The sequence below is a fragment of the Fischerella muscicola PCC 7414 genome (assembly GCF_000317205.1).
Taxonomy (GTDB): Bacteria; Cyanobacteriota; Cyanobacteriia; order Cyanobacteriales; family Nostocaceae; genus Fischerella; species Fischerella muscicola.
Map to the genome: position 1 here is coordinate 134,287 of NZ_AJLK01000109.1, position 21,823 is coordinate 156,109.

Consider the following 21,823-nt stretch of genomic DNA (forward strand, 5'->3'; position numbering starts at 1 on the left):
AGAAGACTTGGTAGAAACCCTCTTAAGTCTGGACTGGAGCCTTCACCCCTAAGGACTGTGGGGAAATTTTCTCACCAGTGTACTTGCGTTGTAGGCACGCACTATTGTACGCTGCTATGTTTCCCTTTTCCCAGGAATAAACTTTTGTTTACTTATCTGTTGCTCGCACTCCCCTAAATTTGTTCTTTATTTAAGGGAGTGGTGAGCCAGACACTTCATTGCACACCACGTAATTTGTAACTTGTTTCACAATATATCAAGAATGTAATAAGTTATTCTTTGGAAGTTTTTAACTTTTATATTTAAATTTCTTATTAAAGAATAATTTCAACTTTATATTACAGATACTTTACAGAAAGACATAAGCAGTTATATGAAGCAGACTAAAGCTCTCAGTAGTGATTTTTCAAACTACTAGCGATCGCTGATAACTGATCACTGATAACTGTTCATGCCGTTGGGGAACACTGAACTTATCCTTAAGCCTTTCGGTGTGAAGTGATGGAAGAAATTGTCTCTAAAGCAAATGCGATCGCCTTATTGTTGGGCAAACGTGGTGGTTTATTCATCAGTTCTATCTGGCTGGGGTTAGTAGCCCTGCCAATTTTGGATACTGTAGTACTAGCAAATCCAGCAGAAAATAATAATACTCCCACGCCCAAAATCCTGAATGTTGATCCATCTGAATTAACTCCCTATTACCCAGCTAGCGCCCCACCGGGACGAGTAGACCCTTTACCAGATGAGCGAAATTTCATTGAAAACGTCCAAGAAACTGATTATCGAGTCAGTGCATTGCAAGCAGATTACATTGGCAATCTCTGGGTAGCTTCTTGGCGGGGATTATCCCGGATAGACCCCAATACTGGAAAAATCTTAGCTCGCGTTAGTTTACCAAATGTTGCTATTTCTGCTTTAGCCCAAGATAAAGTCGGGCGTTTGTGGGTAGGAACTTATGAAGGATTAAAGCGAGTTGATCCTCGTAGTAATGAAATTACAGCCCAAAATTTATTTTTGCCTTCCAAGAGAGTCTTATCTTTGTTAGTTGACAAGCGGGGTTATTTGTGGACAGGAACAGATAACGGCTTATCGCTAATAAGTCCCGATCAAGGGTTGATAATGACCACGTTAAAAAAATTACCTGGTGTTAGTGCTAACGCCTTGACTTTAGATGTGGAAGGTCAACTTTGGGTAGGAACACTGGATGGAGTAGTCCGAGTTAATAGCGCTAGTGCTTTGATTATGAAGCGAATTGACAATTTACCGGGTACGACCGTACAAGCTTTAGCTACTAGCCCAGATGGATTAATTTGGGCAGGAATGCCAAATAATTTGCTAGTGATTAACCCAAAAACCGGTGCTGTACTCAGATCAGTTACTCCTCTGAGAGGACGTGACGTCAAATCAATACGTTTTGCTAAAGATGGTAGTGTGTGGGTCGGTACAAACAATGGTTTGCTACGATTGAATCCAAATACTGGTGCTGTGCTAGATGAAGTTCCTGGTCTTCCTTCTAGTCGTGTACTTGCCCTTGCCCCTGATGTTGGTAATAAATTGTGGATTGGCACTACCGAAGGTCTAGCTTGGTTGATGCCAAAAATGACAACTGCAAAACCCCATCTTGCTTTTACTCGCGCCGTGAAGTGAAGTTTTGTTGGTAGTTGATCGTTGATAGTTGTTTGTTTCACAACTACCAACCATCAACCAACAACCCTTCGGGTTCGCCAGTCCCCCTACCCTTACCTTAAGCCGCTACGCGTCTACGTGACGGAGACCGCCTTTTTGGGGGGCTGGTCTCACTAACAATCAACAACAATCAACAACCAAAATGGCAATTACAACTCGACAATTAATTCAATACAAACAACAGGGACGCCCAATTGTGGCGTTGACTGCTTGGGATTATGCGATCGCCCAACTATTAGATGCAGCTGGTGTAGATTTAATTTTGGTGGGCGATTCTATGTCAGTAGTGTTGGGGTATGATACAACACTACCACTTACCTTAGAAGAAACACTACACCATGCCAAAGCTGTGCGGCGTGGAGTGAAACATGCTTTGATGGTCGTAGATTTACCATTTTTGACATATCAAGAAAGCATTCGACAAGCTATGCACTCTGCTGGACTAGCGCTGAAAGAAGCAGGAGGACAAGCTGTTAAACTAGAAGGTGGATATCCAGCAATGGTAGAAACTATTGCTCGTCTGGTGCAAGCAGGAATTCCAGTGATGGGTCATGTGGGTTTAACACCGCAATCAGTCCATCAAATTGGTTTGCGCCAACAAGGGAAGACAGAAACAGACAGACACAGAATTTTACAAGAAGCGATCGCTCTTGAACAAGCAGGTGTGTTCTCTATAGTCTTAGAGCATATCCCCAGTGATTTAGCATTGGAAATTACAGACAAACTCAGTATTCCTACGATTGGAATTGGCGCGGGACCACATTGTGACGGCCAAGTACTAGTCACTTCTGATGTACTCGGTCTTTCGGAAAGACAACCACCATTTGCGAAGGCGTATGCAAATTTACGTGAGACAATAACAAAAGCTGTGCAGGATTATAGCTTTGAAGTCAGAGAGCAGAAGTTTCCACAAAAATAAAAAATCTCATACCGCTACGCAGAAGTATATAAAGTCAAAAGACAAAAAGCTTTTTTCCGCCTCGCTGTACTACGTGAGTTCGATAAATATTATTCAGACTAAGTAACTAGCTAGCCCGCGGTCTACCTGCGGGCTAATAGTCCAAGTCTGCTTGAAGTAGACTGATATCAAGTCCGGCTAATTACTTATACCAATTCAATTAATGATTGCAACACATATTTGGCTCAAGACGCGATGAATCGCGTCTCTACAGATGGTCTATTTGTTACATTCTTTTTTCAAATTGGTATTATGATTCAAATCTCTCCCTTATCCGGTATATTCTGATCGTCTGGTAAACCAATCGAAAATCTAATACCGAAAATCTACGTATCTGGGATTAATGCAAAACTCCGGTTCAGACTCTAGCAGAAGTAACTTTTTCCGCTGCTTTTGATTCTTCAGGATATTCAAATAGTTATCAGCGTAGCGAAAAGCAGATGCACAATCGTAAGTAGCAATGGCTATAGCCTGTAAGACAACCTTAGTAGGAGTTTCAAATCCTGAAAATTTTTGGATTAAATTCAATAAATCCCTATCAGTTGCAGGCAAAGTAGTCTCTTTTACCTGTTCTGGTTCATCAAAGCTATCTTCAACCAAGGGTTTGGACATTTAGCACCTCCCCAAAAGCGTAAGATGCAAATCCTGTGATGAAATTTAGCTGTTGCTCACGAGATTGCAAGTTTTCTGGGAGTTCGGTAGTGGAAAAGCCTATTTCCTTTAAGATTTCCAAACAATAAGCACTGAGTTCTTGATATGAAGCTCGTTCCCACTCTTGAGCTACTTCTTTTGCCATTTCCAGATTGACTCGGATTACCGTCTTTGCAGGGTTTGTCATATATTTACCCTAATAAACTGGATAATTGCAGTTTCGATCAGAACCGCAAATTTGCGTAACAGTGTTTTTGCTGAATTTATCTGAAGAGGGAATTAGAGAATCAGCATATTTACGGAAAAGATTGGAGAGCGATCGCTTACTATCATCTCATCACCTCCAGTCTTTTCATCAAGTATAGAATGCCTAAACCCCACTACGGTTATAGATAAGTAGCAAATCAGTATCAAAACTCGTAAAGAAGCTTGAATACCTAAGCAATACTAGAGAAGCCTGGACTAGACTAGAAACGTCGAGTAACAGTGAAAGGAAATGTATGGTGAGCGATCGCGACTACACCTTAATTATTGATAAAAGCGGTAGCATGTCAACTCCCGACCAGGTCGGTGGTAGAAGTAGATGGGAAATTGCTCAAGAATCAACCCTCGCTTTAGCAAGAAAATGTGAGCAATTTGACGCAGATGGTATTACTGTTTACGTATTTTCCGGTAGATTTAAACGCTACGACGATGTGACCTCGGCCAAAGTAGCGCAGATATTTTTGGAAAATGACCCAGCTGGCACAACAAATTTAGCAGGTGTACTTCAAGACGCTATCAATAATTACTTTCAACGCAAAGCAGCAGGTAAAACCAAAGCCAATGGTGAAACAATTTTAGTCATCACCGACGGTGAACCAGATGACCGCAAAGCTGTATTTGAAGTCATTATTAGTGCAACTCGCCAGATGGAACGGGATGAAGAATTAGGAATTTCTATCATTCAAGTGGGTTCTGATCCACAAGCAACCAAATTTTTGAAAGCTTTAGATGATCAAATGCAAAGTGTCGGTGCAAAGTTTGATATCTGCGACACAATTACCCTTGATGACATGGAAGACATGAGCCTTGCAGATGTTTTGATGAATGCGGTAACTGATTAATGATTTGTTGTTTGTTGATTGTTGGTGAGACCAGCCCCCCAAAAAGGCGGTCTCCGTCACGTAGACGCGTAGCGGCTTAAGGTAAGGGTAGGGGGACTGGCGAACCCGAAGGGTTGTTGGTTGTAATCATTCACCACTAACTACTAACTACTAATTAATAACTGGAGAATAAAAAAATGTTGGAAAATCGTGACTACACTTTGATTATTGATAAAAGCGGCAGTATGGCTACACCAGATCAAAAAGGCGGTAGAAGCAGATGGGTAGCTGCACAAGAATCTACTTTTGCTTTAGCAAGCAAATGTGAACAATTTGATCCAGATGGTATTACTGTTTATTTATTTTCTGGGAGATTCAAGCGCTACGAAAATGTGACATCAAGTAAAGTATCACAAATATTCCAAGAAAATGATCCAGCTGGCACCACTGATTTAGCAGCAGTATTAAAACACGCCACTGATAATTATTTTGAACGGAAATCAGCTGGTCAGACTAAACCAAATGGTGAAACAATCTTAGTTGTCACTGATGGTGAACCAGATGACCGCAAAGCTGTCATGAAGGTCATTATTGAAGCTTCTCGACGTATGGAAAGAGATGAAGAATTAGCTATTTCTTTTATTCAAGTGGGCAAAGACCCCCATGCAAGCCGTTTTCTCAAAGTATTAGATGACGAATTACAAACTGCTGGTGCAAAGTTTGATATTTGTGACACGATCACAATGGATGACATGGAAGATATGAGTTTATCTGAAGTTCTTTTGAATGCGATTAATGATTAACTACTAATTATCAACATTCAAAATAAACTTCTAAACGCCAATTCCTGCACCTACAACATGGATTTGTAGTAAATCTTCAATTGTGATTAAACAAGTCGCAAAAAAATAACATCAATGCTGAGTGCATAATCTAATCTGTATCTACCGATTTTTACCCCCTCTGTCCCCCCTGAAACGCAGGTACTAGTAAGGAAAATTTTTTATTGATTGTGCATTTGCGATCGCTTTTCATCTTTTACACAAGACCTAACTGAATATTTAGTATTTTAACTGCATATAAAAATCATATTGTAAATGCAGTAGACCAGGGGTTAAATAACATGGACTCTATTGATAAACTATTGGCTGAACTGCAAGCCGAATATCAGCAAAAAAACAACGAACAGCCCAAGCAACAGCCAAGCATAGCAACACCAAATATTCATCCAAAATCTCCAAAATCAGCATCTTTAATAGATAAATTATTAGAAGAAGTAAAGAGTGATTTTGAAGAACTAGATCAAGCAGAAAAATTAAGAATACAGCAAGAATTAGAACAAGAACGGATTAGACAAGAACAAATTAAAGCCAAGCGAAGAGAGGCTTTAAAACTACACGCTAAAGATTGGTTAGCAAAACTAGATCCTTTCTCACCAGAGGGACTATGGTTTGAAAGATTTGCCGAAAGATATTCGTCAAAACTAGAAGCAGCTATAGATTATCTACAAGCTAATGAGGAAAGTTAGTAGATAGGGGTTAGTGGTTAGTAGTTAGTGGTTGTTGGTAGAAACAACCAACAACTAACAACCAACAAACAACCAACAACAATTATCTAGTAACTTTACCGTAATATTGAACCGCCCAATCATGCATAGCATAGAGAATTGGTTTGAGACTTTCCCCTAGAGGTGTCAGTGAATATTCCACCTTGGGTGGAATTTGAGCATAAACCTGACGATGAATAATCCCATCTTCTTCCATTTCTCTGAGTTGCTGCGTCAGCATTTTTTGTGTGATTCCAGGTAAAGCTCGTTGTAATTCACCAAAGCGCTTTACCCCCAACATTAATTCTCTAATAATCAATACTTTCCAACGTCCACCAATTACCTTCAGCGTAGTCTCTACTTCACACGTCAGTCTGTTGGAATTTTCGGCTTCAGCTTTCATAGTTTGTTGGGAGCCAGGGAAGATGAGTTTTTATGCTTTTTTATTTTACCCATTTGACATCCTCCCATGACTTCCAGTCGCTTTACAGCAGTGTCCAAAAGATTTTAGCGATCGCTAAAATGAAGCTCCCGAAAATAAAGATTTGAGAATATTTCCGGCATCAGCTAAAGTCTCACCAATCGGGTGCTGTTTATGTAGGAAAACGCGGGCACAATTACGCCCCGGTATCCCAGAAATTGCTCCGCCTGGATGAGTTCCTGCACCGGTTAAAAATAGTCCCTCAATTGGAGTTGTGTAATTGGCTATTTCTGGCAAGGGGCGAAAGAAAACCATTTGGTCAAATGTCATATCCAGGTGGTAGTAGTTCCCTTTGAGGAATCCTAAGCGATCTCCTAGTTCGGCGGGACTTTCCACGTGCCGAGCAATAATTGCTTTCTTCAGGTTGGGGGTGTATTCTGCCAACTTATCAATCACCCGATCCGCCACTTGATTTTTGAGTTCGTCAGTCCAACCAGTACCATGTAAGCCAGTACCTTCTGCACCTTTAATCTGATAAGGAGCAAAAAACTCAATCCATAGCGTATGCTTACCTTCTGGAGCCAAAGATGGATCTAGCATCGTGGGTACAGCTAGAAACATCGAGGGGTCATCAGGGATTTGACCCATCACCGGATAAGTATGAGCCTTCTCTACATGGTCAACTGAATCAGCAATCAGGAATGAAGGAATCAGGTACTCATCTTTATGTTCGTGATGCTCAAACCGGGGTGCTTCCGATAAAGCACAGTCAATTTTGAGGATAGACTCATTGTTGTTGATGATCCGACGAGACAAGCGATCGCGCAATTGAGCATCGGCAGCATCTACATCTGTTGGTTCCATTAAATGGAGGAATAACCGCTTGGCATCTATGTTAGAAATAACACCCTTTCTCGCTCGATATTCCTTGCCATTTTTCACGCGTACGCCTACAGCTCGACCATTATCCACTAATACTTTCTCGACCTGCTGGTCGGTGAGGATCGTACCCCCTTGGCTTTGTACTAATTTTACCAATGCTTTGGTCAACGCTCCTGTTCCGCCACGAGGTCTAGCTACGCCGGGATTGTGGCGCATCGCCATCATAATCCCACCAATAGCACTAGTTTTTTGAGAAGGAGCCATACTTATTTCTGCTGCCATTCTCGCTAAGGGAGCCTTGACAAATTCTGAATCAAAATACTCCTCAATCATGTCGCTAGCACTAGTAAACAAAGTTCGCATCAAATCCAAAGTTTTATTTGGTGGCCCCAGTAGCGACAAGAAATCCTTGAACTTATCCCAATCAAAATTCCCGCTCATATCAATCACAGACTTAGGCGGTGCGTTGAACACGGGAATCATCGTATTGGTAACTCGTTGCCAGAAATCTATAAACTCGGCATATTTTTGAGCATCACGAGGACTGTAGCGTTCGATCTCAGCACAAGTTTTCTCCACACTACGGTGAGCGAGAAAATATTTACCATCAGGATGAGGACAAAAGGTAATTGGGTCACAGAAAAGATATTCTAGCCCGTACTTGGACAATTCTAATTCCCGGACAATCGGCCCTAAGTGGATGAAAATATGATCAATAGCGCAGGGGTTGAATTTGAAACCAGGGGCTAGATCAGGCATTGCTTCTTCTGTAGTTGCTGCACCCCCTGGAATTGAGTTTTTTTCTAAAAGCAGAGTGCTGTAACCTGCTTTGAGTAAGTAAGCTGCACAGACTAACCCATTGTGGCCTGCACCAATAATTACAACATCATAGCTTTCCATTTACGCAATTCCTTTAACTCGGCTCGATTATTCGGTGACTTGGGAAATTTTCAACTTGTAATGATTCACTAAATTAGTAGCGCTGTATAAAATCCTTTTCGGAGCCAATACCTATAACTGATAGGAATTATCGTAAAACACTGGAATTTGACAATTGTCTTTCTCAGGGACAACTGTATGGCACATATCTGTATATCTCAAGGTGTATTTATTGTGAAGTTAACTTGTATAGCGAAAATACAAATCTCATTCAGTGATGATAAAGAAGTGCAAAACCCCCACGGGCGTTAGCGTAGCTCCTCCGTAAGGAGGCTCGCCCACAACCAGGGGATGAAAGAACGTAGACTAGTGCTTCAGTAGAGCGCGGATCGTGACTAGGAGTGATAAAGTGACCAATAAACCATCCCCAGCGATTTGCACCTTCGATCGCAGCATTGCCAAAAATAACTTTAGTCTTTGTCATTATTTAAGTATTGATCGCGGGAACTAAAACTCGTCCTTTGTGACCAGTATCATTGTATTGTTCCAGAACTTGTGTTGCGATCGCTCTTTCCTCATCCTTTACCACTAAAGCCACGCAAGCCCCACCAAAACCTGCACCCGTGAGTCTTGCACCAAACACTCCTGGAGTTTTCTGCAATATCTCTACTAGCATATCCAGCGCTGGTACAGAAACTTCGTAATCGTCTCGCAAACTGGCGTGGGATGCATTCATTAACTCTCCAAAGCGCTGAGATGATACTCCTGGCAAAACCTCCAAAACACGGTTGTTCTCCGTAATCACATGACGGGCGCGACGCCGCAAAGGTTCGGGTAAGTCTTCTGTTGCTTCTGGCTTGGTAATATCTCGTAACGCCTTCACCCCCAGTAAGTGCGCTGCTTGTTCACACTCAGCCCGTCGCTGATTATACCCACTAGTTGCCAGCGTGCGAGGTACACCGCTATCTATCACCACAATCTCTGTTCCTGGTGGGAAAGATATTAAGTGACGTTCTAAAGTACGGGTATCTAAAAATAACATGTGTTCAGTGTCAGCAAGGCTGGAAGCCATTTGATCCATAATGCCGCATTGCACGCCAGCATAGTGAATTTCGGCTTGCTGTGCGAGTTGGGCAATTTCGACATCATTGATCGGGAGATTGAGTAGCTGGCGCACTGCCCGTAGTGTCGCCACTTCTAAAGCGGCACTGCTAGACAAACCTGCACCCATAGGAACTGAAGATTTTACGTATAAATTTAGTGATGGTACTGTATGTCCTTCTTTTTCCAAAACTTGAATACAGCCAAAGATATAACTGGCAAAGCCAGATGGCGTATGACTAGTTTCTAAAATGCTGACTTGCTCATTTAAATCTTCAGAATAAAAGTGATGTTGTCTATCAGTACTAAATCCAATTTGTACTGTAGTTTTTTGAGGAATTGCTGTTGGGAGAACAAAGCCATCATTATAATCTGTATGTTCACCAAGTAGGTTGACTCTACCAGGAGCTGTGGCTTCAGTTTCAGGTTGTTTCCCAAATATTTTTTCAAATTTCATATTAAGTACCATGACAAAATTAATTACACATTCTCCCTACTGTTAACCGTTTCCCGTATTCACAATCACAATTCAACTTCACACCAGGTAGTTCTTAAGAACGATGTAGTAACTTATGAATGTTGGAAAATATGACAGGAGAACAGACAAAAACATAGGAGTAAAAAATTCTATGGAATTACAAGAAACCCAAACTCAAAAAACAGGAAATAATCTTCCTGTAGTAGAGAATATACCTAATTATAAGAATTCTGAACAAATAAAGGAATCTGGATCTATAACTCAGGTAAAAACAGAGAATGTAACCATTAATAAAGACTTACCTGACCCCCGATTAATTATTGGTTTTACTTTAATTGTGGCAAGTTTATTATTTGTTGCTGCTATTTACTATGGAATCATCAATCCATAGATAGTGAATCAAAGCTAGGAAGTTGCCTCTCTAGCGCGATGATTTCACAACCTTGCAATCCCATAATTAGCTCAATTTATATCAATCGGGAATCTGGCAATGGTATTGCAAGCAGTGCTTTTGGATATCGATGGAACGCTGGTTTTGAGCAATGATGCCCACGCTCAAACTTGGGTTGATACATTTAGAGAATTTGGTTATGATGTATCGTTTGAGCAAGTGCGATCGCTCATTGGTATGGGCGGAGATCAAATAATACCACGGATAGTACCAGGACTTACGGATGAAGAAGGCGATGGAAAAGCGATCGCTCAACAACGCAGAAAACTGTTTCTCAATGAGTATGCACCGAAACTAGTACCAGCCAATGGCGCAAGACAATTAGTACAGCACATGCTGCAATCTGGGTTACGGCTGATTGTTGCTAGTTCAGCTTCAAGTCAAGAAATGGAGGTTTTACTCAAAGTTGCCCAAGTTGACGACTTGCTTACAGAAAAAACAACATCCAGCGATGCCGAAGCCTCTAAACCAGCACCAGATATTGTAGAAGCAGCACTTGGCAAGCTGAATAGTTCGCCTCAGGAAGTTTTGATGCTTGGTGATACACCCTACGATATCAAATCTGCGAGTCAGGCTGGAGTCGGTGTGATTGCAGTGCGCTGTGGTGGCTTTGACGATGCGGCTTTGGCTGGGGCGAAAGCAATTTACGATGATCCTGCTGATTTATTAGTACACTATGCTGATTCGCCCTTGGGAAAAATAGCTTAGTTTGACCGATAAAGGTCAGTATTTTCCTCATTTTCTATACTTTGCTTTAAAATTTCAGAGGGAAATAAACCAGCGCGACGAGCATCAGAAAGTGAATCCGACCCTGGAAGCGTTAACTAGGGATGAGTTTTTCATAAGGATACTGTACAGTAATTGGACGACGAGGCATGTAATCGAAAGTAACTGCTAACCCTTGCCTAATGTATCTAGCTGCTTGAAAAGTTCCTTTGGTGTAGTCGCCAACTTGTTTTATAAAGTTAAACATGAATAAAATCCTGTTGCTTCAAGAGCCATTAATGAGCAAAGTAATAGTTATGCTTAACAGAAACCTCTGTCGGATGAAAGACTATAAAGTTAAGCGCTTTTGTGAGTAGAAATACAAAATGTTGGCTGTGTGTCAAAAAAGAGTATTTTGAATAGTTTAGGAATCTACTTTTCTCATGATTTACTTATTTTTTAAATTCAAGACTTCAGACATTTTCACAAACTTTATAACTAGTTAATTAACACCTTGGATGGAAGAAATGATGAATGAAATTAGTAATTATTGAAGAACGACAACATCGTATAAAAGGCTCAAAAGACATAGAGCTTCTGGCAAATTTCAATGCTGGAAGCTCTTTTTATAGAGCTATCATTTAATTCAATGCAACAGGCGATCGCATCCTTACTCATCATCAAAACACACACAGGGGCTTTCAACTTCCTGTGCGCTTTGGAATGAATTGCAGAACATAACCGTAGAACAATTAATTTCCAATTCGTCAGGGTGAATGCACTCTATCACTCCTTTGACCTTGATATGAAAAGCACAGTCACTACAGATAGTCTGATATGGTGATGGTTGCCAATACTTTTGACTCAACTTATGTTGCCAGTCGCTTGCGTCCGACATCGTCAAAATCCTTAATTAGTTACTATATAAGCTTGAATATTCAAAACGCGAATTTTGATCTGAAATTTTGTGGTAAGCTTCCTAAAAATAATCATCCCATCTTTGTCAATATTCCATGATAGAGCTGGTATTAATCAAGCTGGGAGTGTATAGGTAAGAGCGAATCGATAGATGTTACTGGCGGTATGGCCGCGAAAGTTGAAACATCTTTGGCTATCTCCAGTTTAGGAATTGATTGTTGGATAATTGATGGGAATCTTCCAGGAAATTTAACCCAGGCTGTTTTGGGAAAAGCGGCTTTGGGTACTCTGATTCGAGCATCCTAAGCAATGAATCGCCGATGAACACCAGTGCTATTAACTAGCGTTTTGCGCCTTGTGTCTTACCGCGCTTTAAACCCAGCATAGTGAAGATTTTTATAAATCTTTGCCTTCTGCCTTCTGCGGGGCCCCCACAAATTCGCGATTCGGAGAGCGAATTTGTGGGGAACCCCTTCTGCTCTATGCCACGATGCTTCTTGTTTGCTACCTGCGGGCGAACAAGTAGCACCTCCTGTGCCTTTCTTCGGTAATTAATGAACTGATAAACTTCTCAAGAAAAACTCGTATTCTTGAGGAATTTTATTGTATCCTAGTTTGGCTGATGGAAATTTTTCAACACCAGACTATATAAAAGCTTTTTGCAGTTTCTCCTGAAGATTCACAGAAAGCCCATATTACTCTGGTTCTAAAGTGAATGTTCAGAGTCTTGTTCTTTTATCAACGTATAAACCTCAAAAAATCAAATGGATATACAACTAATCAAAGTAATTGAAAAGCCTATTCTCAAAGAAGTAGAGAAAACAGAGGAACCAGAACAACAAAATTTTTCCTGTGATCCTCTTGATCTTGCAGAAGAAACTCTAGAAACCAAGGAAGTGCTACATCTAGGGTATCAAGAACCTAGTTATATTCCGGTACGTGATTATCCTGTAGTCCAATCTATTGGCAATTCAGGATGGCAAGCTTCTGATATTTGGCGGGATATCAGAATAGATAATTTCTGTTGATAATTAAGAAGACAGAAGGATAATCCCCATAAATTTAGGACTTACGCACAAATCACGGAAGAATAAAACCACACAGGCACAGCAGAAAGTTTGTAGACGCACTTTGCGCCGACTTTTGGCGATCAAAGCTTTTCAAGAGAGAGGACACGGAGAAATAAGAGTTGGAGAGGTATTTTGCGTAAGTCCTGAAATAAATTTAGGGGATTTAGATTTTGACGCTGTTTTGATTGCATTGTGTGTCTCAAAATACATATTTTCTTGTTTTTCATAAATAAATTTAGGAACACAGGGCTCCTTTTGGCACAGGGAAAACCAATTCTTCCCTATTGCCCTTTGCCATGATGCTCCTTGTTCGCCCGCAGGTGGCGAAAGAGCGCCTTCTCTGCCTTTGTGCGGTCAAAGTTTGTCTGTCAAGACTATAGATAACTAAAATCTATGAAATTTACGCATTTCAGATATCATTTTTTATAGTTTCCTGCTCGTTAGGGAAATTAGTGGAATGAAAATCAAGTAGTTTGACATTAAATGAGGAGTGAAATGAAACTTAGCGACGGACTGTTGAACCCGGACAAAAAGGCTATGGTTGTAGATGATTGCTGCAACGTCATAGAAGCGCAGCTTGCTTCTAAGTCAGGTATAGGTGGTATGGCCCTGAAAACAGCCTTCGCCGCCCTCAAGGGAGTCAAGCCAGGGTACATTCCTTATGTCGTCGAAATGCTTCTGCCGGAGTGCTTTGAAGCGCTTGATCCCATTTGGAGCGAAGGCCTAGATAAAGGTGATCCAGTTGAACACCTAGTTGCAAGCCGCTCTCGTACAGCAGACGCATTGCTGAGCGTCACTGATGCTAAAGCCAAAAACGTCAAGCGTCAAATTGTACGAGGAACTTATGAAAAGCTTCGCGGTTCAGCTAAGCAACACGTGGAGGAGGCAGTACCAGATTTAGCCAAGGTAATCGATAAATACAGCAAAGTATAAACGAGCAACACGATAACAGCCGAAAGTAGGCTACCATGCAATACTTCTCGGTAGCTCTACTAGGCGATCGCCCCATAATCAAAAACCACTCCCACCTTTAGGCAAGAGAATAGCTAAAGTAAAAGAAGAACTTGCCATCTTCCTGGGAGGAGGTGCATATGACTCAAGCTTTGGAAGCAACTACAAATATTGAACACTATGTGTGCGTTGCTCAGGTTGCTGATGTCAAAGCTGCTGGGTGTCTGGTAGTTTATGCCCAAGGACAAGCGATCGCACTCTGGAATCACGGTGACAAAATTTACGCCATAGATAACCGTTGCCCCCACATGGGCTTTCCCTTACACCAAGGTACAGTCAAAGACTGTATTTTGACTTGTCACTGGCATCATGCCCGTTTTGATCTGGCTAGCGGCGGCACATTTGACGCTTGGGCTGACGATGTACGTGCTTTTCCTGTAAAGATTCGTGATGATCAGGTGTGGGTAGATTTAGCACCCCATGCAGACCCCCAGACTCACCAACGCCAGCGCCTCCAAGATGGTTTAGAACAAGGTATCTCTTTAGTAATTGCCAAATCTGTAATTGCCTTACTGGATGCAGGTATCGAACCAGCAGAACCATTTCGGATTGGACTTGACTTTGGGGTACGTTACCGTAATGCAGGCTGGGGAGCAGGTTTAACGATGCACACCTGTCTGATGAACCTGTTACCGTACCTCGACCCAGAAGACCGACCCCGCGCCCTTTATCACGGTTTGGCTGCTGTGGCGCGTGAGTGTGCAGGTCAACCACCCCACTTTGGAGTTCACCCCCTACCTACATCTACACCAGACATAGATACATTAAAAAGATGGTTCCGCCAGTTTATTGAAGTACGCGATGCAGAAGGTGCAGAACGATGTTTAGTGTCGGCGGTGCGTGGAGGTGCTGACCAACAGCAAATCGCCGAGATGTTATTTACTGCTGCCACTGACCACCGCTATATTGATGTCGGTCATGTGCTTGATTTTACCAATAAAGCTTTGGAAGCTCTTGACGCCACAGATTGGCAAAATGCAGAATCAGTCCTGGCTAGCTTAGTTGCTGAGTATGCTAGTGCTGAACGTATGGAAGAGTCCAATTCCTGGCGTTACCCAGTGGATTTAGTCGCAATTTTAGATCGTGCTTTTGCAGAAATCCCAGCAGCATTGGAGTCAGGGCGGGGTAAACAGGGAACTTGGTCGAATCGGGAAAAATTAGTTACAATACTTTTAGGTGAAAATGCCCAAGCGATCGCAGATTCTCTTGTAGAAGCCCTGCGAACAGGTTCTACTGAAGCAGAATTAGCGGGTGCTGTTGCCTATGCTGCGGCGTTGCGAATTGCCCACTTCCACACCAACAATGACTTTGGTGATTGGGATACAGCCCATCATACATTTACCTTTGCCAATGCAGTGCATCAAGGGTTGCGGCGAGTAGCTTGCCAATCTTTGCTGCGGGGTGTATTCGACGCAGCCATGAGTGTGTATCTCAACCGTTTTTTGAATGTACCACCAGCACGTCTGCCAGAACCAAAGGAAACTGTAGACAACCCAGAAAAATTGCTCAATGAACTACCAGAATTACTGAATCGACAGCAACAAGTGAATGCAGCAGGTGCATTAGTTGCCCGTTACCTATACAATGGTGGCCATCCTGAGCGACTGTTAGCCGTACTCGGTAAAATGTTATTGCGTGAAGACCGCAGTTTCCATGTGATTCAAGAAATAGAAGCGGCTTTTCGTCAGTATAGTTTGCTGCGCGACACCAAGGCAGGGATTCACGTCTTAATTGCAGCAACACGATATTTAGCAGCCCATGCACCAACAATGCGATCGCAAGGACAAACTTATCAGATGGCAGATAGGTTGCATAAAGGCGATCGATTATTTGAAGAGTCCTAGTTTCTCGGTGAGGTTGGGGAGTAATGTAGAGACGCGCTGTTTGAAGCGTCTGGGAGTGTGAGGAGTGTGAGGGGTGTCAGGAGTGGGTATTTGGAAAAAACCAACAACCAACAACCAACAACTAACCACTAACCACTAACTAAAATTACACAAAATTATGTTTACTCATGACGAATTACTGACTTCAGCCACAACTGATGACAAGCAAAAGTTTAATTGGAGAAACTTTTGGTATCCTGTGGCATTTGTGCAAGATATACCAGTAGATCGTCCTTGCGGTTTTTCTCTCTACGATGAACCACTGGTATTATTCAAAAACCAACAGGGAAATTTTACCTGTTTGCAAGACTGCTGCGCTCATCGGGCTGCCAAACTTTCTGATGGTAGAGTTACTGACGGTAAGATTGAATGCTTGTATCACGGTTGGCAATATGGCGGAGATGGCAAATGCCTTTATATCCCCCAGTTACCAGCAGATGCCAAGATACCAACAAAAGCTTGCGTCCAATCATTTCTCACTGTAGAACGACAAGGCATACTCTGGGTTTGGCCTGGTAAACTTGAAATTGCGGAGATTGAAAGTATCCCTATAGTTCCAGTCTTAGATAAACCGGGATACATCCACACAGATTATATGGTGGATTTACCTCATGACCAAACTTATTTAATAGAGAACGTTTTAGATCCGGCTCATGTTTCTATCATCCATCATGGCAGCCAGGGTAATCGTAAAGATGCCCAACCATTAGAAATAGAAATCATCGAAAATTCTACTAGAGGAATTCGTGCCAAGTGGCGAGGAACAAAAAAACCCGATCAGGTTTGGCATGATGTTGAATTTGTTGCTCCCAACTTAGTCCATAACATCATTAATTTGGGACAACGGGGTTGGTGTGTAGGACTGGTTTCTTATGGAGTGCCTCTTGGTAAGGGTCGATGTCGTCTATTATTTAGAGGTTATCGTAATTTTTTGCCTTTCACACTCCAATTCCAGCCGCGTTGGTTCCAACACTTTAAATGGAATAAAATATTGGAGCAGGATTTTGATGTTATTGCTAGACAACAACAACAAATTGAGCAGTTAGGAAAAAGCCTCAAAGAAATTTACTTGCCTCTAAAAACAACTGATACACTTGTGATTGCATATCGCAAATGGCTGGATCAAGTTGGTGATGGCTTACCTTTTTATCAAGGTTATGCTACCAGTAAATATCCAGAGGAAAAAATATCTCCAAATAATTTCCTGCTGCAAGATAGATTTTCCAGACATACCCAAATTTGTAGTTCTTGCCATCAGACTTATCAAATCATAACTCGGTTAGAACAGGCTGCTATTAGTTTTGCTGTTGGGATTGCTGCCCTAGCAATAGTCATAGATGGATCTGGGTACCAAAAGATTACAGCCTTGATAGCTTGTTTGTTATCTTTAGCTTTGGCAGGTATATTTGACCAATTTAAAATTCGTTTTGAGCATTCCTATCAAGATTAATAAAAGAGGTAAGCGATGGTACAGGAAATTAGAACCAATGAACCCCAATATGTTTGTGTTGTTGCAATTGAGAAAGTCACAGGTAATCAAGATGAAGAAATTATGACATTGGGTGTGTCTGCTGATGATGCCAAAAATCAAGCAATGCAATTATTAGCAGATAATTATCAATGTCAGGAAGCACAAATTTTAGAGTTAATGCAACAGGCAAAAATTGAACCTATCGGTCAATGGTGTGTACCAAAAATTAGGGAGGAATAAATACAGCGCTTTGTATTTATCCTCTGTTGTTGCAAAATTAAGCCAGGTAAGGCCTTAGTACTGGTCACGCAACACGCGCCGCACAACTTTGTTAGAAGCGGTGCGAGGCAAGGTATCAACTATGACAACATCATGAATCTTAAACAGAGGATTGAGACGTTGGTTAATTGCTGCTTGCAAGGATGCTATGAGTTTTGCTTTATTCTTTTCAACCTCTGGTTTGACCACCGCATAGATTACTAATTGGCTTGGTCCCCCCTCGGGAGGAGAAACAGCAATAGCAGCATTTTCCCAGATTCCTTCCTCAGCGTTGAGTGCTTGTTCAATTTCAGTTGAACTCACTTTGATACCGCCCAAGTTCATGGTGTCATCAACCCGACCGTGGGCACGGTAGCAGCCATTGGGCAAACGTTCCATCTGGTCACCATGACGGCGCAGGAGAATGGAGAAATGGGGAGTGTTAGCAAAATATACTTGGTGATGATCTTTGTTTAACAACTCAGTGGAGAGTCCAATCGACGGAGGGATAATAAATACCTCGCCTTTGTCAGTTAAATTACCATCTGCATTGAGAATAACAACATCAAGCCCCAAGGCAGGTGTGCTAAAGGTTGAGGGGGCACAGGGCTGTACCAGAGTCCCAGTCATATAGCCTCCACCAATTTCCGTACCACCACAATATTCGATAACTGGTTTGTATCCAGCTAAAGACATCAGGTAGAGCATATCCTGAGGATTGGAACATTCGCCCGTCGAGCTAAACGCCTTAATAGCACTCCAGTCTAAACCTTGCATACAGGAAGTAGCTTTCCAGCTACTAACCAAACTGGGTACTAATCCAAGTATATTTACATAAGTATCATGTATAAATTTACCATATTCTGAGACTGTAGGTATCCCGTAGTAAAGAGCGATCGCTGCCCGATTGATCAGGCTAGCGTAAATTAGCCACGGCCCCATCATCCATCCCAGGTTGGTGTACCAGGTTACTACATCATTAGGGTGGATGTCGTGGTGCAAATGCCCATCAGCAGCACATTTAATTGGGGTAGTTTGTGTCCAGGGTATTACCTTAGGTTCTCCCGTAGTTCCCGAGGAAAATAAGATATTTGTATAAGCAGCAGGATCAGCAGGAAGAGCATCGAATTGTTCGTTGGCACTGAGAAACTCTTTCCAAGTCAAATCTCCAGGACGCAGTCTTGAAGAAGCAGAGACTGACAGATGCGATGATGCGGAGAATCTATCAACAATATTTTCCGTGTCTTTGCGTCCCCACCTTCCCGTGTCAGTCTCTATGACAATTGCTCTAGGCGCATTGGCATCAACTACTTTGGTGTATAGGGGTAATTGTTTGTTGCCACGCAAAATATAGTCCTGGGTAAAGATTGCTTTTGCTTGAGATAGGTGTAGCCGCATAGTAATTTCAGTAGCAGCAAAACTATCAGCAATGGAGACAACTACACAGCCAGCCTTGATAATCCCTAAATAAATTGCCACCGATTCAGCAGTCATGGGCATAGCAATAGCAATGCGATCGCCTTTTTGAAAGCCAGCATCTACGAGTCCATTGGCAACTCGGTTAGTTAAGGCATGGAGTTCGCCATAGGTGAGAGTAGAAATTGAACCTCCTTCTGCCTGAAAAATAATGGCAGGGGCATCTGCTGGTGCTTGAAAACAACTCTCAACAATATTAAATTCGGCATCCACCAGCCATTGGGGAGATTCTACACCATGTGACAAGTTAACAACTTGAGTATATTTTTTGTGGAAGTGGATACCCAAACGTTGAATTATTTTGTCCCAGAACTCAGTACGATGTTGTGCTGACCAACTGTGAAGTTCCGAGTAGGAACCCAGCTTTAGCTCCTGCATCAACCTAGCAATATTAGTCCCCTGAATCTGCTCTGGGGAAGGAAACCAAGCGGGGGGAAATCCTTGGCTTTTGTCCCAATCAGAGAACGTAGTTTGATAGAGGAGTTCGTGTAGTGCAAAGGGATGACTGGGCTTGAGGATGTGCTGAGTCAGGTGCTGCCAGCAGTCGGCAGCAGGAAGAGAAGCCAGCCATTGATTGACCTGCGGTAGAATTGCAGTGGCTATGCTTGCTTCCACACCGCTATTGATAATTTCTGCAAGTGATAGTTGCTTTGTCATAGCCATTTATGTATAAACGTGGTTTAGGCGATCGCTATTCAGTCCATCCCAGAAGACGGCAATGGCATCCAAAATCTCTTGCCCCCCCTGAATGAACTTAGCTCGGTCAAAATCTGGGTGGAAGTAAACCTCTTCAAGTTCTTCTAGCGTGTGTCTGGCGTGCTGTGCCTCGACGCGGTTGTGCCAGGAGAAAAAGGCTAAACGCAGGTGTGGGTGTCGTGTTTGCTTAATACGTGTAAGTCCGTCCTCCAATTCCTGCCAGAAGCCAGCCGCAGCCCAGTTTTCGACTGCAAAGCTAGCACCCTCAGCAATTTGTGGGTCATCGCTACCATAGAGACGTTGTAGTTCGTCGCAGAAGTGTAAAGTCGTAGGTCGTCCGTGCTTGCGTTTGCCAATGTCTTCGTAGTGCAAGCCCAACCCTTCGGCGACGCCAATCAGCCATTCAAAATGTGCTGCCCGGAAACGACAGATACCACCGTCTACCGTACCCTCGGTAATGACTAGTTCGGGGTCGCCTTCTCGGTCTTTATCTTCCTCTGTCTGAGCAATATTATTGCTAACTGAGTGTCCGGACTGGCGGTAAATCACACCCAGTTCGTTTAGCAGGATCTCGCGACTGGCGCGGGACTGCTGGAGGCTGGGTGAGTTAATCACTTTCAACAGTGCAGCAATCAAGAATTGGTTAGAAAAAACCGAGAATTGTTTAATGAAGTGTCGCAGTTCTTCATCTGTAGCTGTACCGTTGCAGAACCAGCGAGTATAGGCGTTACTGGTAATGATACGGTGCTGCAAAAATTCCCGGTCAACTTCGGTGAGGAAGTCTTGAAAGTCATCTACCTGTTTGTGGGTGAGTTCGCCTCGGTACAAGCGTTCTTTAATACGTGGCGAAATAGTGAGATGTACAGTGTTAAGAGCTTGAGTCATATAAAATACCTTGCATCGCAATCCAAATTTCTGAAGTTTTTAGACAATTGCAGAGAACACAGAAGACATAGAGAAGAGAGAGAAGTTTATCAGTTGAGAATTGCTGTGGCAGTTTTGTTATCTTGGCAAGATTAAGCAATCCAACTATAGGCGTAGTCTTTGTCTTCCAACTGTAGGGCGTACTTTGTGAATTGCAGGGGACGAAAAGTATCAATCATTACAGCTAGTTCTTCAGTCCGTTCTTTACCAATTGACCCCTCGTACATCCCTGGGTGGGGACCGTGAGGAATACCACTAGGATGAATGGTGATTGATGCCACCTCAATTCCTTTACGGGACATAAAATTCCCTGCAACGTAGTAGATAACCTCATCCGAATCAACATTTGAATGGTTATAGGGAGCTGGAATTGCTTGGGGGTGATAATCAAAAAGACGCGGCACAAAGGAACACAAGACAAAGCCAGGAGCCTCAAAGGTTTGATGTACTGGAGGGGGTTGGTGAATTCGACCTGTGATCGGTTCAAAGTCCTCAATGTTGAATGCAAAGGGATAGAGATGCCCATCCCAACCGACGACATCTAGAGGATGATAATGATAGAGGTAACTAGTAATTCTGTCCCTAGCTTTAACTCGCACCTCAAACTCTCCAGCTTCGTCATGGGTAACTAGTTCCTCTGGTGGGCGAATGTCACGTTCGTTATAGGGGGCATGTTCGAGAAATTGTCCGTAACGATTTAGATAGCGTGTTGGTGGCTCTACATGTCCATTTGCCTCAATCACTAGCATTCGCTGCTCTGTATTTGTATCGGGTATGATTCGCCATAACACACCTGTAGGAATGATCAAATAATCGCCTGCCCGATAGCGAAGAATACCGTACTGACTCTCTAATACACCAGTACCGTCATGGATGAAAATTACCTCATCACCGTGAGCAAACCGATACCAGTACGACATCGATTCTGTTGGTCGAGCAACTGAAATGCAGACATCTGCATTTGTCAACAATGGGATACGACCTTGAATAGCATCCCTCCCTGCTTTCACAGTTGCTGTGCGTAGATGGCGGTGACGCAAGGGACTTGATTCTTCATAGGGGATGTCCACCGTTGTTTGATCCAGAATTTTATATATTTGGGTGGGTGGACGTAAATGATAAAGCAGGGATTGAATGCCTGAAAAACCACGCATTCCTATCAATTCTTCGTGATATAAAGAACCATTTGGTTGATGAAATTGAGTGTGCCGCTTGTGTGGAATATTTCCCAACTTATAGTAATAAGTCATCGTCTCATCTCCCCCTTGTCTCC

Annotated in this window: 22 protein-coding genes and 1 pseudogene; 13 read left to right on the plus strand and 10 right to left on the minus strand. The window is 42.5% G+C overall.

Going from position 1 to position 21,823, the window contains the following annotated elements; genetic code table 11:
* Positions 1–501 precede the first annotated feature (501 nt).
* Together UYI_RS0116340 and panB are read left to right on the plus strand one after the other, a co-directional pair.
* Positions 502–1,647, plus strand: coding sequence for a ligand-binding sensor domain-containing protein (locus UYI_RS0116340; RefSeq protein ID WP_016867714.1), 1,146 nt, complete (start codon positions 502–504; stop codon positions 1,645–1,647).
* Positions 1,648–1,828: 181 nt separating this feature from the next.
* Positions 1,829–2,605, plus strand: coding sequence for a 3-methyl-2-oxobutanoate hydroxymethyltransferase (panB, locus tag UYI_RS0116345; protein WP_016867715.1), 777 nt, complete (start codon positions 1,829–1,831; stop codon positions 2,603–2,605).
* Between the two features lie 351 nt (positions 2,606–2,956).
* On the opposite strand, the gene UYI_RS0116350 is transcribed toward panB, so the two are convergent.
* Together UYI_RS0116350 and UYI_RS0116355 are read right to left on the minus strand one after the other, a co-directional pair.
* Positions 2,957–3,256, minus strand: coding sequence for a hypothetical protein (locus UYI_RS0116350; RefSeq protein ID WP_016867716.1), 300 nt, complete (start codon positions 3,254–3,256; stop codon positions 2,957–2,959).
* Positions 3,237–3,482, minus strand: a complete 246-nt coding sequence (locus tag UYI_RS0116355) for a hypothetical protein (protein ID WP_016867717.1) — start codon at positions 3,480–3,482, stop codon at positions 3,237–3,239. The genes UYI_RS0116350 and UYI_RS0116355 overlap by 20 nt, the downstream gene beginning before the upstream one ends.
* Positions 3,483–3,795: 313 nt before the next feature.
* Here UYI_RS0116355 and UYI_RS0116360 point away from each other — a divergent pair, with 313 nt between their 5' ends.
* From UYI_RS0116360 to UYI_RS0116370, 3 genes are all read left to right on the plus strand, one after another.
* Complete coding sequence (locus UYI_RS0116360) at positions 3,796–4,401, plus strand: vWA domain-containing protein (protein WP_016867718.1); 606 nt, start codon at positions 3,796–3,798, stop codon at positions 4,399–4,401.
* Between the two features lie 176 nt (positions 4,402–4,577).
* Positions 4,578–5,183 (plus strand): vWA domain-containing protein, encoded by a 606-nt coding sequence (locus tag UYI_RS0116365; protein WP_016867719.1) that lies wholly within the window; start codon positions 4,578–4,580, stop codon positions 5,181–5,183.
* Positions 5,184–5,503: 320 nt separating this feature from the next.
* Positions 5,504–5,908 (plus strand): salt stress protein, Slr1339 family, encoded by a 405-nt coding sequence (locus UYI_RS0116370; protein ID WP_016867720.1) that lies wholly within the window; start codon positions 5,504–5,506, stop codon positions 5,906–5,908.
* An 82-nt stretch (positions 5,909–5,990) separates the two neighbouring features.
* Here UYI_RS0116370 and UYI_RS0116375 read toward each other — a convergent pair whose 3' ends face one another.
* The 4 genes from UYI_RS0116375 to galK all read right to left on the minus strand — a co-directional run bounded on the left by UYI_RS0116375 (position 5,991) and on the right by galK (position 9,666).
* Entirely contained in the window at positions 5,991–6,329 is a 339-nt protein-coding gene (locus UYI_RS0116375; protein WP_016867721.1) for a winged helix-turn-helix transcriptional regulator, read from the minus strand.
* Positions 6,330–6,443: 114 nt separating this feature from the next.
* Positions 6,444–8,129: a beta-carotene ketolase CrtO gene (gene crtO / locus UYI_RS0116380; protein WP_016867722.1), complete on the minus strand. Its 1,686-nt coding sequence runs from the start codon at positions 8,127–8,129 to the stop codon at positions 6,444–6,446.
* Between the two features lie 250 nt (positions 8,130–8,379).
* Positions 8,380–8,592, minus strand: a complete 213-nt coding sequence (locus UYI_RS39010) for a hypothetical protein (protein WP_016867723.1) — start codon at positions 8,590–8,592, stop codon at positions 8,380–8,382.
* A 3-nt stretch (positions 8,593–8,595) separates the two neighbouring features.
* The gene (gene galK, locus UYI_RS0116390; protein WP_016867724.1) at positions 8,596–9,666 is read right to left on the minus strand and encodes a galactokinase; all 1,071 of its coding nucleotides are present in this window, start codon (positions 9,664–9,666) and stop codon (positions 8,596–8,598) included.
* A gap of 115 nt (positions 9,667–9,781) precedes the next feature.
* Between galK and UYI_RS0116395 the strand changes: the two genes are divergently transcribed.
* Positions 9,782–10,078 (plus strand): hypothetical protein, encoded by a 297-nt coding sequence (locus UYI_RS0116395; RefSeq protein ID WP_235147957.1) that lies wholly within the window; start codon positions 9,782–9,784, stop codon positions 10,076–10,078.
* A 99-nt stretch (positions 10,079–10,177) separates the two neighbouring features.
* Positions 10,178–10,846 carry an HAD family hydrolase gene (locus UYI_RS0116400; protein WP_016867726.1) on the plus strand — a complete coding sequence of 223 codons (669 nt, stop codon included), beginning with the start codon at positions 10,178–10,180 and terminating at the stop codon, positions 10,844–10,846.
* Between the two features lie 115 nt (positions 10,847–10,961).
* Here the strand turns inward: UYI_RS0116400 and UYI_RS34915 are convergent.
* Positions 10,962–11,111, minus strand: a pseudogene (locus tag UYI_RS34915) (NAD(P)H-quinone oxidoreductase subunit I); the annotation flags it as partial.
* An 815-nt stretch (positions 11,112–11,926) separates the two neighbouring features.
* Between UYI_RS34915 and UYI_RS36870 the strand changes: the two are divergent.
* The 6 genes from UYI_RS36870 to UYI_RS0116435 all read left to right on the plus strand — a co-directional run bounded on the left by UYI_RS36870 (position 11,927) and on the right by UYI_RS0116435 (position 17,436).
* The gene (locus UYI_RS36870) at positions 11,927–12,067 is read left to right on the plus strand and encodes a hypothetical protein (RefSeq protein WP_016867728.1); all 141 of its coding nucleotides are present in this window, start codon (positions 11,927–11,929) and stop codon (positions 12,065–12,067) included.
* Between the two features lie 458 nt (positions 12,068–12,525).
* Complete coding sequence (locus tag UYI_RS0116415) at positions 12,526–12,789, plus strand: hypothetical protein (protein ID WP_016867729.1); 264 nt, start codon at positions 12,526–12,528, stop codon at positions 12,787–12,789.
* Positions 12,790–13,326: 537 nt separating this feature from the next.
* Positions 13,327–13,764, plus strand: a complete 438-nt coding sequence (locus tag UYI_RS0116420) for a DUF6918 family protein (RefSeq protein WP_026085989.1) — start codon at positions 13,327–13,329, stop codon at positions 13,762–13,764.
* 158 nt (positions 13,765–13,922) lie between these two features.
* Positions 13,923–15,686 carry a Rieske (2Fe-2S) protein gene (locus tag UYI_RS0116425; RefSeq protein ID WP_016867731.1) on the plus strand — a complete coding sequence of 588 codons (1,764 nt, stop codon included), beginning with the start codon at positions 13,923–13,925 and terminating at the stop codon, positions 15,684–15,686.
* Positions 15,687–15,843: 157 nt separating this feature from the next.
* Positions 15,844–17,175, plus strand: a complete 1,332-nt coding sequence (locus tag UYI_RS0116430) for an aromatic ring-hydroxylating dioxygenase subunit alpha (RefSeq protein ID WP_016867732.1) — start codon at positions 15,844–15,846, stop codon at positions 17,173–17,175.
* A 15-nt stretch (positions 17,176–17,190) separates the two neighbouring features.
* Positions 17,191–17,436, plus strand: coding sequence for a hypothetical protein (locus UYI_RS0116435; RefSeq protein WP_016867733.1), 246 nt, complete (start codon positions 17,191–17,193; stop codon positions 17,434–17,436).
* A gap of 54 nt (positions 17,437–17,490) precedes the next feature.
* Here UYI_RS0116435 and UYI_RS0116440 read toward each other — a convergent pair whose 3' ends face one another.
* The 3 genes from UYI_RS0116440 to UYI_RS0116450 form a co-directional block, all read right to left on the minus strand.
* Complete coding sequence (locus tag UYI_RS0116440; RefSeq protein WP_026085990.1) at positions 17,491–19,587, minus strand: AMP-binding protein; 2,097 nt, start codon at positions 19,585–19,587, stop codon at positions 17,491–17,493.
* Positions 19,588–19,593: 6 nt separating this feature from the next.
* Positions 19,594–20,511: a hypothetical protein gene (locus UYI_RS0116445; RefSeq protein WP_016867735.1), complete on the minus strand. Its 918-nt coding sequence runs from the start codon at positions 20,509–20,511 to the stop codon at positions 19,594–19,596.
* A 131-nt stretch (positions 20,512–20,642) separates the two neighbouring features.
* Positions 20,643–21,800 (minus strand): homogentisate 1,2-dioxygenase, encoded by a 1,158-nt coding sequence (locus tag UYI_RS0116450; RefSeq protein WP_016867736.1) that lies wholly within the window; start codon positions 21,798–21,800, stop codon positions 20,643–20,645.
* Between the last annotated feature and the right edge of the window lie 23 nt (positions 21,801–21,823).

Coding starts and splice junctions, on each gene's coding strand:
- UYI_RS39010 (WP_016867723.1), bottom strand. CDS start 8,592: ATGACAAAGACTAAAGTTATTTTTGGCAATGCTGCGATCGAAGGTGCA.
- UYI_RS0116400 (WP_016867726.1), top strand. CDS start 10,178: ATGGTATTGCAAGCAGTGCTTTTGGATATCGATGGAACGCTGGTTTTG.
- UYI_RS0116440 (WP_026085990.1), bottom strand. CDS start 19,587: ATGACAAAGCAACTATCACTTGCAGAAATTATCAATAGCGGTGTGGAA.
- UYI_RS0116425 (WP_016867731.1), top strand. CDS start 13,923: ATGACTCAAGCTTTGGAAGCAACTACAAATATTGAACACTATGTGTGC.
- UYI_RS0116395 (WP_235147957.1), top strand. CDS start 9,782: ATGAATGTTGGAAAATATGACAGGAGAACAGACAAAAACATAGGAGTA.
- UYI_RS0116340 (WP_016867714.1), top strand. CDS start 502: ATGGAAGAAATTGTCTCTAAAGCAAATGCGATCGCCTTATTGTTGGGC.
- UYI_RS0116420 (WP_026085989.1), top strand. CDS start 13,327: ATGAAACTTAGCGACGGACTGTTGAACCCGGACAAAAAGGCTATGGTT.
- UYI_RS0116450 (WP_016867736.1), bottom strand. CDS start 21,800: ATGACTTATTACTATAAGTTGGGAAATATTCCACACAAGCGGCACACT.
- panB (WP_016867715.1), top strand. CDS start 1,829: ATGGCAATTACAACTCGACAATTAATTCAATACAAACAACAGGGACGC.
- UYI_RS0116365 (WP_016867719.1), top strand. CDS start 4,578: ATGTTGGAAAATCGTGACTACACTTTGATTATTGATAAAAGCGGCAGT.
- UYI_RS36870 (WP_016867728.1), top strand. CDS start 11,927: ATGGCCGCGAAAGTTGAAACATCTTTGGCTATCTCCAGTTTAGGAATT.
- UYI_RS0116350 (WP_016867716.1), bottom strand. CDS start 3,256: ATGTCCAAACCCTTGGTTGAAGATAGCTTTGATGAACCAGAACAGGTA.
- UYI_RS0116445 (WP_016867735.1), bottom strand. CDS start 20,511: ATGACTCAAGCTCTTAACACTGTACATCTCACTATTTCGCCACGTATT.
- UYI_RS0116370 (WP_016867720.1), top strand. CDS start 5,504: ATGGACTCTATTGATAAACTATTGGCTGAACTGCAAGCCGAATATCAG.
- crtO (WP_016867722.1), bottom strand. CDS start 8,129: ATGGAAAGCTATGATGTTGTAATTATTGGTGCAGGCCACAATGGGTTA.
- UYI_RS0116435 (WP_016867733.1), top strand. CDS start 17,191: ATGGTACAGGAAATTAGAACCAATGAACCCCAATATGTTTGTGTTGTT.
- galK (WP_016867724.1), bottom strand. CDS start 9,666: ATGAAATTTGAAAAAATATTTGGGAAACAACCTGAAACTGAAGCCACA.
- UYI_RS0116375 (WP_016867721.1), bottom strand. CDS start 6,329: ATGAAAGCTGAAGCCGAAAATTCCAACAGACTGACGTGTGAAGTAGAG.
- UYI_RS0116415 (WP_016867729.1), top strand. CDS start 12,526: ATGGATATACAACTAATCAAAGTAATTGAAAAGCCTATTCTCAAAGAA.
- UYI_RS0116430 (WP_016867732.1), top strand. CDS start 15,844: ATGTTTACTCATGACGAATTACTGACTTCAGCCACAACTGATGACAAG.
- UYI_RS0116360 (WP_016867718.1), top strand. CDS start 3,796: ATGGTGAGCGATCGCGACTACACCTTAATTATTGATAAAAGCGGTAGC.
- UYI_RS0116355 (WP_016867717.1), bottom strand. CDS start 3,482: ATGACAAACCCTGCAAAGACGGTAATCCGAGTCAATCTGGAAATGGCA.